We start from the raw sequence: 15,895 nt of genomic DNA, 5'->3' as shown, positions 1-15,895 counted from the left end.
ATAATAATTAGCCAAAAGCTTTAGCTGTAGGCAACAAATTCAATGGAAACTTCGAATTCTCACCCCATACAAACTAGAAGTCCTTCTATCTATCTGTTACCAACCAAAATCCTCCAATACTCATATTAGTAATGAGGTAGGGGACAAGCCCCTTAGTAAAAAGACATTTATTATAAAAGACTTTTTCACATAAAATACCTCGTTCTGAAAATATTTTCCCCGCTGTTAATAACTTATTTAACTAATTAATGAAAATTTCCTTCAAAAATTAATATAATTGGTGAAAATTATTTACAAAAGAATTCCGCCATGTTATATTGACATTGAAAGCGCTTTACATATCTTTTTAGATTCAAGGGGGCAATAGCACATGGTACTAGATAAATTTAAAGGAATCTTTCCTGCCTTTTATGCATGTTATACGGATTCTGGGGAGATTTCTGAAGAGAGAACAAAAGCTTTGGCTGCTTTCCTACAGGATAAGGGTGTAAATGGACTGTATGTTGGTGGGAGCTCAGGGGAGTGTATCTATCAATCTCTTGAAGAAAGAAAAGAAACGCTGAAATATGTTGCGGAACAAGTTAAAGGTGAGATGACGTTAATTGCGCATGTTGGTGCTCCATCAACCCGAGATAGTGTGGAGTTAGCAAAATATGCGGCTGCCTTAGGGTATGATGCATTGTCAGCGATCCCACCAATTTACTATCGATTACCAGAAAGCTCAATTCATAAATACTGGTCAGACATTATGGATGCAACAGAGCTTCCTTTTATCATTTACAACATCCCTCAGACTACCGGCTATAATTTGTCGATGAATCTATTTAACAAACTACTAACCAATGAAAAAGTAATCGGTGTAAAAAACTCCTCAATGCCGGCAATGGATATCGAGCGTTTCAAAGCAGCTGGCGGAGACAATTTTATTGTATTCAATGGACCTGATGAACAATATGTTGCTGGTAGATTAATAGGTGCAGACAGCGGTATTGGCGGAACCTATGGTGCAATGCCTGAATTATTTTTAAAAGCGGAGGAGTTTGTAGCAAGCGGTCAATTTACGAATGCTAGAGCCATTCAACGAGATATAAATGATATTATTATCGCTTTAACTTCTCTAAAAGGAAATATGTATTCCGTAATCAAAGAAGTTCTCAAGCAGAGAGGAATTCAACTTGGTGGTGTTCGTGCTCCACTAGAGGAAGTTAAAGAAGACGAATACACTCAAATTGAACAAATAAAAGAAATGATTGAACATACGGTCATAAAACATTGCTCAAAAGCTTTACATACTAATCAATGAATCTACGAAAAAAATAAATGAGAAGGGTACTAGTATGAAAAAACGAATTGTGTGTTTTGGAGATTCAAATACATGGGGATATGATGTTGAAAATCAGACTAGGTTCTCAGAAGAAGTTAGGTGGCCATGTCTATTACAAAAGAAATTAGGGGGTGATTATCAGGTAATAGAGGAAGGTTTATCTGGTAGAACAAGTGTAGTAGATGATCCATTATTTGAGGGGTTAAATGCATTTACTTATCTTCATCCATGTCTAATGAGCCATTCACCATTGGATCTTGTGATTATCATGCTTGGTACGAATGATACAAAGGAACGATTTGCATTAACCGCATATAACATTGCACAGGGAATCGCTAGACTTGCAGATAAGGCAAGTAAAACACCTGCAGGAGCAAATGGTGGGTATCCAAAAGTATTAATTCTTGCACCACCACCCATTAAAAAAGGTTATTACAATACAGACGTTAGATATCCAATGGGGGATCATTGCGACAAGAAGTCCGAGGAATTTCCGCAGTTTTTAGAGAGTTTGTTAGATAAAGAGATTGAATTTTTAAATCTTGGAAGTCATGTATCTATGAATAATATTGATTTTATGCATCTAGATGAAGTTGGCCACAGGCTAACTGCAGAACTTGTCGAGAAGAAAATAAACGAGATTTTCGGAGGAGGATATTGATGTTAAAAAAATCATTATTAACCATGTTAAGTTTACTCTTAATTGTTTCAATAGTAGCGGCTTGTAGCGATAAGTCAACTACTGATAAACCAAAAGAAAATGAAGATGGTAAGGAAACGGTGGAATTAGCACTTTGGTTAACTCCACAATGGAAAGGTGTTTTAGATGGCTCTGAAGAAGGCGCGGATTATGATAGCTTCTTCAAACATGCTGCTGAAAGATTTTCAGAGGAATATGATGAGTATGATGTGAAAATTAATGTAGAAGTAATCGCCGGAGACCAAAGGGATGAAATGCTAAACGTTAATTTAAATGGTGGTACGCCTCCAGATATCTTCTTTGAAAGTGTATTTGCAATGGGAGATTTTGCTCACAGAGGTGCTTTAGTACCGTTAAATGACATTGTTGATGATGAAGCGAAAAGTGATATCGCCGAAAACTACTGGGATACTGTAACGTTTGGTGACGATGTGTATTTCTATCCATTCTCACACATGCCAGGGACATTAGTTTATAACGCTGACATGTTCAAGGCTGCTGGTCTTGAAGACTACGTCGGCAGTGAAGATGAAATTAAAACATGGTCATTAGAAGAATATGAAGCAATCCTTAAAGGACTGAAAGATGGTACGCCTAAAGATAAATATTCAAATGCATTCCCAATGGGTCTTTATGCATTAAACAACCAAGCAGATACTTGGAATCTAGCATACTTACGAATGTTTGGAAATGAATTTTTTGATAAAGATGGAAATCTAATCGTTGATGATGCAAATGGTGCGAAAGCCGCAGCATGGTTGAAGAAAAACTATGATGAGGGCTTAACAAATCCAGGTGCTGAATCTGTATCTTCAAATGATGTGAACGCAATGTTCCAAAACCAACAGCTTGGTGTTAGTTTTACAAACTCAGTACTATTCAATAACTTAAAAACGGATATTGAAAGCGGTAATGTACCTAAGTTTGATGCAAGACTAGCGAATATCCCTTCAGCAAGTGGAGATCCATTATCGTTCACGTATGTAACGGGTGCTGCAGTATTTGATACAAAGGATGAAACAAGAATTAAAGTTAGTAAAGACTTTGTTAAATTCTTCTCAACTGATGCTGAACTTGTGAAAGCTTCTAAAAATGGTGTGCCTGTTCGTACGAGTGTAGCGGAAGAATTTAAAGCTGACAATCCACTATTCGCTGCATATGACCAAAATGCACAGTATATGTTCAGCTTTACTGGAAACGTACCAGGTTACAGTGAATTAAGACAAGTGCTTTATCCTGAACTTCAAGCGTTATACATTGGAGACAAAACACCTGAACAAGTTGTTGCCGATTATCAGAAAAAAGGAAATGAAGTAATCGAAAAGTCAAAAGCTGAATCGGTTATCTATAATAAGTAGTTTTAACTTTATTAAGTAGAAATCCCTTAGCTATAGGAATTGAATAAAAAAAGTATACCATTCAGTCGAGGGTTTAAACTTCACTGAAAGCCTAATGCGAATGCCTCAGAATATTAACGGGAGTTACTCGAGCATTCTCGGAAAAAGATGAGCGCAAATACGCCAAGGCAATTTGATATTGCACTTTCAAAAAGGTGGCCCCGACTATGGGGCTCACCTATTGGAAAGGAAAGGGTGCTTATGAATAAAAATCATCATGCTTTAAAACGAAATGTAACCGGCTACCTTTTTATTACACCACAACTTTTCTTTTTCTGTTTATTTCTTGTCTATCCAATTTTTGAAGGCATACGCCTGAGCTTATATAAAATTAATTATCAAGGAATGTCCTTTGTTGGATTTGATAACTATATTGCATTATTTAAAGATCCAGTCTTTTTAAAAGCTACGATGAATACTGTTGTGTTTGTAGTTGCGATTGTTGCATTAACAGTAGTATTTGCGTTGTTTGTTGCAGCGTCTATTTTCGATAAAAATGCAAAATACGTTTCCTTTATAAGAGGAAGTTATTATATACCTGTTATGGTTTCCATGGTTGTTATGAGTATGATTTGGAGTTTCTTATTGAACCCTGCAAACGGATTGATACCATTTATCGCGAGGGAGTTAGAACTACCGGTTGTTAACTTTCTTGGAGATAAAAACTTAGTTTTACCAGTCGTCATTTTTGTTACATTTGCAACGAATGTTGGGCAAGCAATTATCCTATACATTGCTGCCATGATAGGGGTTCCAAAAGAATTATTTGAAGCAGCAGAAGTAGATGGAGCCAATCGTCGTAAGGTTATTTTTAAAATATTAATTCCATTAGTAAAGCCAATCACGTTGTACATAATCATTGTCAATATTATTGCAGTATTAAAGATATTTGTAGTAATCCAGCTTCTAACTGGTGGCGGACCTAATAATGCGTCCACTACGCTTATGTATTTCCTTTACAACAATGCATTCAAATACAATCAACTTGGCATAGCGTCTGCTGTAGGTGTAATTATGTTTGTTATTGCACTTTTACTATCAATCCCGCAGCTTAGATCTATGTTTAAGAAATAGAGGTGAAAGTAATGTTTAAAAGAAAAAATAAACGAAAAAGAGATTCATTTGACGTCATTTCTAACATCATTGTCATTTTCTTTGCTCTCTTAAGTTTGTTTCCTCTGTATTGGCTTATAACGAGTTCCTTGAAAAATAGTGCAGCTGTTGTAAAGATGCCGCCAGATTGGTTTCCTGCAACCTTTAACTTTAATAACTATATTGACGTTTTTAGTAATCAACCCGCATTAAAATGGGCATTTAATAGTGTAATTGTTTCATTGGTAGCGACAATTGCTTTGATTATTGTAAGTTCATTGGCAGCCTACGCTTTTTCGAAATTACAATTCAAAGGAAAAAATGTCATCTTTATTATTTTCATATCAAGTCTCATGGTACCAAAAGAGGTATTAATTGTTCCGTTATATCGTATTGTCGATAATCTCGGTATGGTGAATTCATTACATGGAATGATTTGGCCAAACGTAGCAACGGCCTTTGGAGTATTTCTACTAAAAGGATTTTTTGATAGTATACCAGATTCATTACGTGAATCAGCTAAGATGGATGGAGCAAGTGAACTTCGAACGTTTTTCAAAATCATGCTGCCAATGGTGAAGCCTGGTATCGGTGCTTTATTTATTCTCTACTTCGTTCAAGTATGGAATGACTATGTGTGGCAATTAGTTATCGGTCAAGATGAAGGTGTTAAAACATTAATGGTTGGTACAGCAACACTAATGCAAGATTTGAATCCGAACTTCGCATATAAAATGGCAGGTGCAACTGTAGCTGCGATTCCATTGTTAGTTATATTTATTTTCTTCCAGCGTTATTTTACTCGTGGATTAACAATGGGTGCTGAGAAAGGATAATTTAAATAGTGGGGATGTATTATAATGACAACTAATGCAGAAATACTAGAGTATGTAAAAGGTGAACTGATCGTTTCTTGTCAAGCGTTGCCGGAGGAACCCCTATACAGTCCGTTTATTATGGGGAGAATGGCATATGCTGCTATGCTAGGTGGGGCAAAAGGGATTCGAGCGAACAGTGTTGAGGATATACGTGAAATTAAAAAAATGGTAAGTTTACCAATAATAGGTATAATAAAAAAGGTGTACGAGGGATCGGATGTATTCATTACACCAACTATAACAGAGATTGACTTGTTAGCTGAAGAAGGTGTAGACATAATTGCACTGGATGCTACAAAGCGTGTAAGACCTGATGGGCTAACAATAGATGAGTTATTCCCTGTTATTAGAAGTAAATACCCTGATCAATTATTTATGGCAGACTGTTCAACTTATGAAGAAGCATTGAATGCCTATGAACTAGGGTTTGATTGTATCGGCACAACACTAAGTGGCTATACCGAGTACACAAAAGATGTCTGTTTGCCTGATATGAATTTGATTAGTAGATTGACAACTGATTTTTCTATACCTGTCATTGCAGAGGGGGGCATTTGGTGCCCAGAAGAGCTTAAGAAGATTTTCGAATTAGGAGTCCATACAGCTGTAGTCGGAACTGCGATCACTAGACCAATGGAAATTACGAAAAGATTTGTTGATATTTTAAAATAATTGAGAGACTTCTATATTGGTAGGTGGATGAAGTGAAGGTTCTAGCTGCGGATATTGGTGGAACATCTATTAAATTATGTGTTTCTGACGAAAATGGAAACATTGAAGGTTTTAGAGAATTCGATACGGAAGCGAAAAAAGGCGGACCGTATGTATTGGAGAAGCTGATTCATTTTATCGAGGACTTTTCAGAGTTTGATGCTATTGGAATAAGTACTGCTGGTCAAGTTGATGCCAGCACAGGTACAATACAATATGCGAATGAAAATATTCCAAATTACACTGGAATGAATGTAAAGGGAATATTGGAAGAAAAATTTCGGGTTCCTGTTAAAGTTGAAAATGATGTGAATGCAGCAGCCTTGGGAGAAAAATTCTTTGGTGTAGGTAAGAAGTATCAAGATTTCCTTTGTCTAACCTATGGAACAGGTATAGGTGGGGCGATAATGGTTGATTCTAGAATTTACAAAGGAACCAAGGGTATCGCAGCGGAATTCGGACATATCATTACCCATCCATCAGGTTTGGAATGCGTTTGTGGCGGGAATGGATGCTATGAAATGTATGCATCAACTTCGGCTTTAATTAGAAGCGCCATTGCGATAAATGAAGAATTTAGCAATGGTAGAGTGATTTTTGAAAAATATAAGGATTGTCCTGACCTTACAAATATTGTAGACAATTGGGTACATGAAATTGCCCTTGGACTAGTCTCATTAATTCATATATTCAACCCGCAAGCTGTAGTACTCGGAGGTGGAGTTATGGAACAAAAGATGCTTGTTGACATGGTTTCAAAGAAGGTTAGTAGTCTTGTAATGCCAAGCTTCTCAGATGTACGGATTGTAAAAGCATCGCTGGGTAATAAAGCGGGATTATTAGGAGCAGTTTCTCTACAACAACATTAATATAAATAGAAAGTTGGGGGTGACCAATGGCTAAAGTAGATATATTTTCATCCATTCACTCAAAATATCCGGAGTTTACAAATACCGAAAAGAAGGTAGCCGATTATATCCAAGAAAACAAAGACAAAGTGGTATATATGTCAATCACAGATTTAGCAGACGCTTGTAATGTCGGCGAATCGAGCATTTTCCGTTTTTGTAAATCAATGGATCTAAAAGGCTATCAGGAATTTAAAATCGCACTTGCACATAGTATTGCACTGGACAATGAAACCCCACAATTAGCTAGTGAAATTACCATGCAAGACACAATCGAAGAGCTGTCTTCGAAAATCTTAAATGCAACCGTTAGTGCGCTTACGGAAACAAGGAATCTAATTAATCTTTCTGATATTTCTAGAGCGATTGATTTGCTCATTGATGCGAACAGAATTCACTTCTTTGGTGTAGGGGCATCCTTAATGACTGCAATGGAAGCGAAAAATAAATTTATGCGGATTACCAACAAAACAGAGTGTTCCTTTGACAGTCACTTACAAATCATGTCTGCTGCCTTAATGACAAAGGATGAAGTTGCTGTACTAATATCGTACTCAGGTTCAACAAAAGACATGATAGAATTGGCAAAGGTCGTTCGAGAAAGAAATGCAAAGGTAATCGTCATCACCAAGTTTGCCAAATCGCCTTTAGCTGGCTACTCAGACATAACACTCCTATGTGGAGCCAATGAAGGCCCCTTGCAAGGAGGAAGTCTATCAGCCAAGATATCACAGCTCTACTTATTAGACGTCCTATATGCCGAATTCTTCAAACGTACAAATAACATCTCCATTCACAACAAAGAATCTACTGCAAAAGCAGTAATAGAGAAGTTGCTATAGTGGGACAAGTCCTTGTCCCAGAAAAGCAGGATACCAATGATTCCATCAATCACTGGTACTCTGCTTTTTTATTTTGATTGTAACGGCCATCTCCACAATGTAATAAAAATTTCATTTACCAACGTTCACGTAACTAGTTTATAATAAAAGGATGTCCAATTTGGATAGTAACTAGATTTACATATGTTAAGAAGTAGTAAGAAGGTGAATACAATGGATGTTATTGAAGCACGGGTGAGAGGGTTTATTAAAGATATCCAACACCCTAAACAAAAAAAGAAAATAAATAGTAATGATTTAGAATTTCAGTTACGCAAGCTGCTGGATGATTATTATGAAATGGATGGGTATTCGTTATTTTATCAGGCGATTGAAACATTACAAGCCGAGGGACAATTAGTTCCAATCCGTAATAATCAATACAATGGTAGAACACCAGCGCTTGCTTTATATTACTGGGTAAATGCGAAGGTTCAAGAATCGAAATGGGATCGTCTTGAGATGATGAAAGTCATTGATCAGTTTGATTTATCCTTTTATGAACGTCATCCCGAATGGCAAACGGTAGATGAATGGAATCGTATTAAGACATTATATAGCTTTCTTCAAACTAATCAGGAACGGGAAGTCGTGTCAGTTGAAGAAAGAAGCCTAGAACTCTTTGGTCATGAAAAATTTTTACTAGACGCTGAACTATTTCCAGAAGGGAAAGGGTTTTTAACTAGAATTGGAGTCTCAGAAGATAAACTGAAAATGGTTAATTATGGGGAGCCTTTTGTGTTTTGGATCAAACAAGGGAAAGAAATAAAAGATATTCAGCGGGTACTCATTGTTGAAAATCTATCATTCTTTCATACTTCTATTAAGCTCCTGGAAGCAAATGAACTTGATTACGAACCTGAACTCATTATTTATGGGGAAGGAACGAAAATCGAACGGAGCTTTTCTTTTTTCTTTCAAATGTTTCCTCCGAAGGACTATCTTTTTTATTACGCAGGGGATCTCGATGCCGCTGGCTACGGTATTATGACTCGACTTATTGAAAAATACCCGGAATGCAGTATTCAGCCTGCCTTGAAAATTTATCGGAAAATGCTTGAGTGTATAGAGCAACGAAATGAGCAGAAGCAAGGTCAAACACAAAACTCCAAGTACCGTGATTCATTTTTTCAATGGTTTACCGAAGAGGAACAAGTGCTGTTATACCAATTATGGCAGGAAAATAAGCGAATCCCACAAGAAGTCTTAACAATTGAAACATGGAGGAAATGGACATGAACGAATCTTGGGAAGGCTTCGCCCAGAGAATGCAACGATTAAATCCACTGTTTGAACTTGGGAGAGGAATGGATGTCGGTGAGTTGAAGCCTCATATTCAAACCATTCTAATGCAAGTGCTGCTAACAATTTTTTATAGAGAATTAAATGATGACAATCATAGGCAAAAATCAGATATCAAGTACATGGTTGAAGACTCGATTAAGCAAATGAAGCTTTTAGCAGATGATAAACAAATTGAACGGATTACAAGCGGACTTCTGTACCAGGGGAAGGAAGAGTATAGTAAGCCGTTTGAAGCATTGTATTATGATGAAATCAGACAATCCTGGGAAACACAAGTGTTTCGCTATGTGACAATGGATGAGCTGTATACCAACTTAGAAATCGGTGGCTCCATTGTGTACAAGCTTACTGATGTAGCGCAGGAAATGATTTTTATGAGCAGGGAAATGGCTGAGGAATTCTCGATAACAATTGAACAACTTTATAGCATGCAGCTGATTAAAAACGGTAATTTTCGGAAAGCTACTCGAAACCTCGATCACCTCATTTCACGTGTAAACCGCTTAATGGCAAATGAATTTTCCTTTCAAAAGGAAATGATCAACAATCCCAAAATTCTGTTGATTGAAGAGGAATGGCAAAGAGCTGACAATCGTGTTGAAATTGAAAAACAATTTGAAGAAGAAAAAAACCACTTCCGCACAATCACTAGTATGATTGAAAAAACAAAAAACAGGAACGAAACAAATGATGCGATTCAGAAGGAATTGATCCTGCTTCAAGAAAAGATTGGTCATACAAGGCAATTACATGACCGTTTCGCTAAGCTTGTTATTCAAAATATTTCATATGAAATGAAATTAAAAGCGGAAAACCCGTCACTCTTCTGGGAAAACAGCTTGGTTTCATTTCGGGAAAATTATTATGAAAATTGGTTAATGAAGGAAGGCTTTCAACATTTTAATGTGATTGAACGTATTCTTTCTCCATTATTTTCTCCGAAGAATGAATTTATTTTGCCGCTTGATTGGATTTGGGGTGAGCAAGAATTCGATGAAACACAAGTAACCGAACCTCAAGTTGAAGAGGAGACTGAGGAAGGGATTACACATAAACGAGTAACGGACTGGAACTCTGTCATTAAGGCATGGAGCTATGTGTTTCAATATTTGCAAACATACGGAGAGTTTTCGTTAACAGAGTTAGCAGAGTTGCCCTTAGAAGTTCAGGATATTTGGTTTGAAGAATCGGAATCAATTGATTTATGGATGATGTTTGATAAAAAGCCACTTAAGGTTCAAGTATTGCATCGTAAGGAAGAGTCGCTTAGTGATGAAAGGGAGATTCTTCTCTACAAGCTTATGAAGGAATATCCGCAATTTCAAATGTTTGAGGGCTTAAAGATTTTTACCAAGTTTGATCATCAAGCACAGCCCTTCATCTGGTATCAAACGAAAATAACCCCTTTTAAAATTTGTGTGAAGGAGGAAAAGTGATGAGTGCAGAAACAATCAAAAAGGCATCAGCGATTTATTTTACGCTGTTAAAAGATAAAGTAATCGACGAAAATAGCGAACACTTTCAAGTGTATTTTGATCCAGAAGTGAGACAGACAGTTCTTTTATTAGCTGACGAATCTGGTACATATATCATCGAATCACCTAAACGGATCCATTTAGTTGTACAGCCAACTGGCTCTGTCTTTGCTACTAATTTCACACATATGAAAGATAAACATCGCCAAATCGAAACAAAAAAACACTTCCATCTTATAAGTGTTGTCATTATGACCTTTTTAGCAGCAATCGACCGTAACCAGGCTGCGAGAATCCGCACAAAGCGGGAAGGAATAAGCTATTACGCATTAGAACGTGATGTGAACGACCTCATTATGAATTGGGATAGTATTCTTAAGTCAAAGCCTGACTTTGGTGAAGAAGAACGAATTGATATGAAGGAAGTTGTGACAACCTGGAAATACATGGAGGTCGACACGGATGAAAGTGTTAAGAAAGGCAATAGAAGAACTAGAATTGGTTTAATTGCCAGTAGTATGCGCTTATTAGAGTCAGAGGGTCTTATTGTCATTCTTGACCGGGACGACATACCCAAGGTGATTCCGAAGCAAGAGCTGTTTGAGAGAATTGAATACCTCTATCACGATTATGATCGATATGAAATGTTTAAAAAACTGATAACAAAAGAGGAGGATGAGCATGCCGAAAATCCATCGAATTAGAATTGTTAACCTGAAGTATGATGGCATGCAAAAACAATATAAAGATACCACTTTTAATTTCCATAACAATCAGACCTCAACAAATGGACTCATTGCAATGATGAATGGTGGTGGGAAAGGTGTTTTCCTTCAAACAATCTTCCAAATTCTTAAGCCTGGTACTTCATGGGGAAAACAAAACAATCGTTATTATCAGCAGTTCTTTTTTAACAATAAAGAACAATTCATTCCGTATACGTTTCATGTTGTGATTCAATGGGAATTGGATGGAGCAGATCGCAGGCATCTCATTACAGGAGGAATGTTCTCTGCTGAACAGCGGATCTCGATGAGTGAAGAAAATGGAGATGAAAGGAAAACATTGGAGCAGGAAGCGAAAATCCTTCCCAATATTACCTTTTATACAAGAGACTTTGAACAGAATGAAGAGGCAGCTCTTGAGCATATTCCACTCTTTGAAAATGACGAAGTGGCCGACACAGAAGGCTTGAAGGACTATTTAAAATGGAACGGTTATGACGTTTACAAGGATACGAAGAAGCATTATCGCATCCTTGATACGTACGGAATCAATCGTAAAGACTGGGACATTATGAAGGACATTAACAAGGATGAAGGCGGAGTTGGAAAATACTTTGAGGGAGCTGAGGATGACCATTCTCTGTTTCAAAAACGAATCATTCCTACTGTTAGTGGTGTTCTCCATCGAACGGAACATCAAAAGAACGATTTGGTAGAGATTTTCAAGAGTCAAGCTAGTATTGCAAAGGATCTGCCAGTTCTTTTAAAAAGAGAACAAGCCCATAAAGAGTTCTTAGAAGATATTGTCCCTTTCGAAGAGCATTTAGGAAAAGGGATTGAACATAAAGAAATCGTGGATGAAAGCATAAAGCAAGGCAGACAATTACTTGGTGCCCTTGAACATGTTAAGCAAACAGAAGAAGAAATGTTGGTTACGTTAGAAAAAGACATTGAAAAATTAACCTTAAAGCAAACCGACCTACGTTATCAAAAAGACAACTTAGAGTATGCGTTAGCACACAGAGTTGTCTTGGATTGGGAAAAGAAATTGGTAGAAGAGAAGGAGAAACATTCTTCCTTAGAAGCCGTTGTTCAGGAGAAACAGGAACGAAGAGAAGAGCTTGCTTTTCTTCAGTTATTAAAAGAGTGGAGCGAGTATGAACAAACCATCCGCTCACTTTCACAGCAAATTGCTATATTGGAACAAAATAGTGGTTTAGAGCAAGTGAATCAAAGAATGGATGAAATTAAAAAAGAAGCAGCAAGTCAGTGGCAGCAAGCTAAATTGTCAATTCAAGAAGCAGTGAAGCAGTTCTATGGGTACCAAAAGTATTTAAAGAAAAGTGAAGATGAGCTATCAAGGCAAGAGAAACAAAAGAATAAGGATATCGCAAAGCTTGGTAGTGAAATCGATTTGCTATATTCTCAGATTCATGCCTTCGAATCGAAGGAAGAGGCCCTGAAACAAGAATTTGGTGACCGGATCACATACGACTTACAGGGATTTATTGAGAGTAAATCCAACCAGATTGATGAAAGAAAGGCTAGATTAGAAGAGCTGAAGATAAAAGAGAAAGAATCAAACAACCGACAAAATCAGCTTGCAACATCACATGGAACACTTGTCCAATCTATTCAATTCTCAGAAGAGAAATATCAGGACTTACATTCTGCAAATGAAGCTCAAAAACAAAAAGAAGCAACATTATATGGTATGCTTCATGGTTTACTGGAAGATGTCACGCCACAGTTTACTCATTCTCTTTTATCAAAGTATGCCATCCAGGTAGAAGAAAAACTGAGTCAAAACCGTGAACAAGGTGAGCAAATTAAAAAAGAACTGTGGGAAACACAGCTGGACCACTCCTTAAACGATGAGCACTTTTGGATTCCGAATAACGATGTGAAGGAACTAAAGGAATGGATCGATGTGAAGACTGGCATTGATGTGTTTTATGGAAGTCAATTTCTACAATCTTTAAGTGTGGAGGAAATGGCAAGTAATCTAGTAAAGTATCCACTACTTCCATATGGATTGGTTGTGAGTGGTCATCAATGGCATAAGATTAACCAGCAGGTTCTTTCCGGAAGGATGTTTAAGAGTCCTGTACCGATTTTCTTGCGTGAGGAAATGAATAATGACCACCAAGAACTTTCCTTTGTGATCATTAATGGAACAGAAAGAGACTTATTAACCGATAAAAATCAGTTTACTAGCTGGAAAATTGAGATTGCGAAACAGATAGAAGATAAGAAAGAGATACTTGTTGAAATTGAAAAAACAGAAACATCATTACGTCGTATTTTAAAAGAAATCGATCGATTTTCATCAAGTGAGCTTTCTAGTGATTATGAAAAAGCAATTAACCAGGAACAAAATGCTCTTGTTTCGAAGAAGACAAAGTTAACTGAAATCAAAATACAAGAGGAAAAAGAAAGAAAAATCCAGCTTCAGCTAAAAGAAGAGCTAGAGAAAACAAATCGAAAGATAGAAAAGCTTACAAAAGACGTAGCCTCTTTAGAGGATTTTGAGCAAAAAAAAGTTCTGCATGAAGAAAATAAACGGGTGAAAATAGAAAAAGAGAAACAAAGAGAAGCTTTCACAGCTGCGCAGCAGGAAATAGGAAAAGAGCATAAAAATTTCGTTGAACTCCAAACCAATTGGAAGCAAACCTATTTTGAATGGAAGCTTACAATTGAACAAAATATTAAAGAAATTGCCTTTTTTATCGAAGAAGCGGGTTTTCCTAATGAAGAAAAAGCTGATCTAAGCGAAGAGGTTCCTCATCTTTCACTACATGTGGTAGATGAGCTAAATGGAAGCATTGAAGAGCTAAAACAGCTTCAAAAATCAAAGGAAGAACAGGCTTTCGAATTACTTGTTATTCAGGCGAAAAAGGAAGCGGAAGTAAAGGAACAGAAGAAAATAGAGAAAAAGCTAACTACTCTTAATGAGGATTGGAAGCAAGTTTCAGTACCAGATGAACCGTTACCTATATTGGAAACGATGCTGCAAACCGCTAATCGTGAAGCAAAGAAAGCTGAAAAAGAGGAACGTGAACAAAGTACGGCTGTGACCGTTGCTGAAACGTCCCTAAAACATGCGACCGAACAACGTGGTAAGGCCGGGAAAAAGATTACCAAGCATGAAAAACAGCCGGAAGAATGGGAAGACTTAGACTTAGAGGTAAAAGAGTTAGAAATTAAAGACTTAACTAGAATAACGAATGAGGAAATAAAACAGGCGGAAAAGCACAAAAAAGAGACAGAAACGAATATCACGAATTACGAAGGGGACTTATTGACTCTGTCGGTTATTCTGAAGGAAGAAGCAGCGGCATTTACTGAAAACGATATTGATAAAATAAAGAACCAAGGTAAGGCTAGTATTTTATCATGGTGCGAAGACCATCAAGCGATTCAGGACAAAGGTCAAGAGAAGCATGCAAAAATCGAGCAATCACTGCGTAATGTGAAGCTTACAATCGAAGGTAAGGATTGGGAAGCGCGTTTCAAAAATGAAGTGTTAACTACACTGGACCATATGGATACAAGACATTATCTCCATATCCAAACCGTTGTTAAGAATATGAAGAAGTTCTCACAGAGTGGGTTGGAACAATTAGAACGTGATAAAGAACGAGCAGAGAAGGCGCAAAACTTCTGGGCTAGCCGCGCCAGCATGAAGGTAATGAGCATTTCAGAGGCGATTCGTTCCATGATTGCAAAAATGAGACTTAAAAATGAGCGAGGAACGTTTCCACTTGTCCAACTGAAAGAAGACATTTTACCTAAAAAGGCAGAAGATATTGAGCCGTTATTAAAGCAGCATTTTGTTTCCGCCATTACTAAAATTACGAAACAATTTGACGTAATTGATGATAATAATTTGGCGTTAGACCAAGAAATTAAACAACTTATCAGCGATGAGCAAATTCTATTTGTATCGCTTCGAAACCGATATCCTGAATTACTTGTCTATAACATGAGAACTGATAATGCCTTTATGTACGGAAAACCGCAAAGAGAGCATTATTCAACCTGGCAAACGATTAACCAAGGCTCCAAGACGAAATCCGACGGTAGCGGAGGACAAAAGCTATCAGCCCGAATGGTTATGATGATGATGTTATTATCAGTGAAAAGTGAAACCGACCAAAGCTGGGTTCCGTTAGTCTGCGATAATCCATTCGGACAAGCAGCATCTGCACACGTCCTTGACCCAATATTTGCGGTTGCCGAAAAGCTTAAGTTCCAATTCATCGTGGTTACGCCGCCAGAATTGGTAAAAACCGAGATCAGCCAACGATTTGAAGCCTACTACAAATTGGACTTCATTCGAGAAAAAGGGAAAGAAATTGTGTCAGACACCATTGTTCCAGCTTATCGGATCTACCAGGGTGAGGAAGTTTTACAATAAGAATAATAGTATGTGATACTATAAACTTAGATTTTTAAAAGAAATAACAAAACCTGTGGCTAATATAGGCGGCATTTAG

12 protein-coding genes are annotated in these 15,895 nt (G+C 37.2%); all 12 read left to right on the top strand.

The genetic code is table 11. The features are described from left to right. Positions 1 to 370: 370 nt before the first annotated feature. The 12 genes from AB3M96_RS16505 to AB3M96_RS16450 all read left to right on the top strand — a co-directional run bounded on the left by AB3M96_RS16505 (position 371) and on the right by AB3M96_RS16450 (position 15,816). A complete protein-coding gene (locus AB3M96_RS16505; RefSeq protein WP_412968737.1) occupies positions 371 to 1,303 on the top strand; it encodes a dihydrodipicolinate synthase family protein in 933 nt (310 codons plus the stop codon). 34 nt (positions 1,304 to 1,337) lie between these two features. After that, complete coding sequence (locus AB3M96_RS16500) at positions 1,338 to 1,985, top strand: SGNH/GDSL hydrolase family protein (RefSeq protein WP_412968736.1); 648 nt, start codon at positions 1,338 to 1,340, stop codon at positions 1,983 to 1,985. Beyond that, complete coding sequence (locus AB3M96_RS16495; protein WP_412968735.1) at positions 1,985 to 3,382, top strand: ABC transporter substrate-binding protein; 1,398 nt, start codon at positions 1,985 to 1,987, stop codon at positions 3,380 to 3,382. Before AB3M96_RS16500 ends, AB3M96_RS16495 begins: the two co-directional genes overlap by 1 nt. 240 nt (positions 3,383 to 3,622) lie before the next feature. Beyond that, complete coding sequence (locus AB3M96_RS16490) at positions 3,623 to 4,495, top strand: carbohydrate ABC transporter permease (protein ID WP_412968734.1); 873 nt, start codon at positions 3,623 to 3,625, stop codon at positions 4,493 to 4,495. Between the two features lie 11 nt (positions 4,496 to 4,506). Continuing rightward, a complete protein-coding gene (locus AB3M96_RS16485) occupies positions 4,507 to 5,349 on the top strand; it encodes a carbohydrate ABC transporter permease (RefSeq protein WP_412968733.1) in 843 nt (280 codons plus the stop codon). A gap of 24 nt (positions 5,350 to 5,373) precedes the next feature. After that, positions 5,374 to 6,063 (top strand): N-acetylmannosamine-6-phosphate 2-epimerase, encoded by a 690-nt coding sequence (locus tag AB3M96_RS16480; RefSeq protein ID WP_412968732.1) that lies wholly within the window; start codon positions 5,374 to 5,376, stop codon positions 6,061 to 6,063. A gap of 32 nt (positions 6,064 to 6,095) precedes the next feature. Further along, a complete protein-coding gene (locus tag AB3M96_RS16475) occupies positions 6,096 to 6,971 on the top strand; it encodes an ROK family protein (RefSeq protein WP_412968731.1) in 876 nt (291 codons plus the stop codon). A 26-nt stretch (positions 6,972 to 6,997) separates the two neighbouring features. Then, entirely contained in the window at positions 6,998 to 7,852 is an 855-nt protein-coding gene (locus AB3M96_RS16470; RefSeq protein ID WP_412968730.1) for a MurR/RpiR family transcriptional regulator, read from the top strand. Between the two features lie 183 nt (positions 7,853 to 8,035). After that, complete coding sequence (locus AB3M96_RS16465; protein ID WP_412968729.1) at positions 8,036 to 9,130, top strand: Wadjet anti-phage system protein JetD domain-containing protein; 1,095 nt, start codon at positions 8,036 to 8,038, stop codon at positions 9,128 to 9,130. Beyond that, entirely contained in the window at positions 9,127 to 10,632 is a 1,506-nt protein-coding gene (locus AB3M96_RS16460) for a hypothetical protein (protein ID WP_412968728.1), read from the top strand. The genes AB3M96_RS16465 and AB3M96_RS16460 overlap by 4 nt, the downstream gene beginning before the upstream one ends. Beyond that, complete coding sequence (locus AB3M96_RS16455; protein ID WP_412968727.1) at positions 10,632 to 11,375, top strand: DUF6063 family protein; 744 nt, start codon at positions 10,632 to 10,634, stop codon at positions 11,373 to 11,375. Before AB3M96_RS16460 ends, AB3M96_RS16455 begins: the two co-directional genes overlap by 1 nt. Continuing rightward, positions 11,353 to 15,816 carry a coiled-coil domain-containing protein gene (locus AB3M96_RS16450; RefSeq protein WP_412968726.1) on the top strand — a complete coding sequence of 1,488 codons (4,464 nt, stop codon included), beginning with the start codon at positions 11,353 to 11,355 and terminating at the stop codon, positions 15,814 to 15,816. The genes AB3M96_RS16455 and AB3M96_RS16450 overlap by 23 nt, the downstream gene beginning before the upstream one ends. Positions 15,817 to 15,895 lie beyond the last annotated feature (79 nt).

The sequence above is a fragment of the Ferdinandcohnia jepli genome, from assembly GCF_047246645.1.
Taxonomy (GTDB): Bacteria; Bacillota; Bacilli; order Bacillales; family Bacillaceae_L; genus Ferdinandcohnia.
The sequence above is the reverse complement of the archived record's forward strand: the minus strand, read 5'-3'. Positions and strand labels throughout refer to the sequence as shown.

Bases quoted from the DNA above. Each gene is read 5' to 3' on its own strand.
- AB3M96_RS16480 (WP_412968732.1), top strand. From the start codon at position 5,374: ATGACAACTAATGCAGAAATACTAGAGTATGTAAAAGGTGAACTGATC.
- AB3M96_RS16495 (WP_412968735.1), top strand. From the start codon at position 1,985: ATGTTAAAAAAATCATTATTAACCATGTTAAGTTTACTCTTAATTGTT.
- AB3M96_RS16485 (WP_412968733.1), top strand. From the start codon at position 4,507: ATGTTTAAAAGAAAAAATAAACGAAAAAGAGATTCATTTGACGTCATT.
- AB3M96_RS16505 (WP_412968737.1), top strand. From the start codon at position 371: ATGGTACTAGATAAATTTAAAGGAATCTTTCCTGCCTTTTATGCATGT.
- AB3M96_RS16500 (WP_412968736.1), top strand. From the start codon at position 1,338: ATGAAAAAACGAATTGTGTGTTTTGGAGATTCAAATACATGGGGATAT.
- AB3M96_RS16470 (WP_412968730.1), top strand. From the start codon at position 6,998: ATGGCTAAAGTAGATATATTTTCATCCATTCACTCAAAATATCCGGAG.
- AB3M96_RS16465 (WP_412968729.1), top strand. From the start codon at position 8,036: ATGTTAAGAAGTAGTAAGAAGGTGAATACAATGGATGTTATTGAAGCA.
- AB3M96_RS16490 (WP_412968734.1), top strand. From the start codon at position 3,623: ATGAATAAAAATCATCATGCTTTAAAACGAAATGTAACCGGCTACCTT.
- AB3M96_RS16455 (WP_412968727.1), top strand. From the start codon at position 10,632: ATGAGTGCAGAAACAATCAAAAAGGCATCAGCGATTTATTTTACGCTG.
- AB3M96_RS16450 (WP_412968726.1), top strand. From the start codon at position 11,353: ATGCCGAAAATCCATCGAATTAGAATTGTTAACCTGAAGTATGATGGC.
- AB3M96_RS16460 (WP_412968728.1), top strand. From the start codon at position 9,127: ATGAACGAATCTTGGGAAGGCTTCGCCCAGAGAATGCAACGATTAAAT.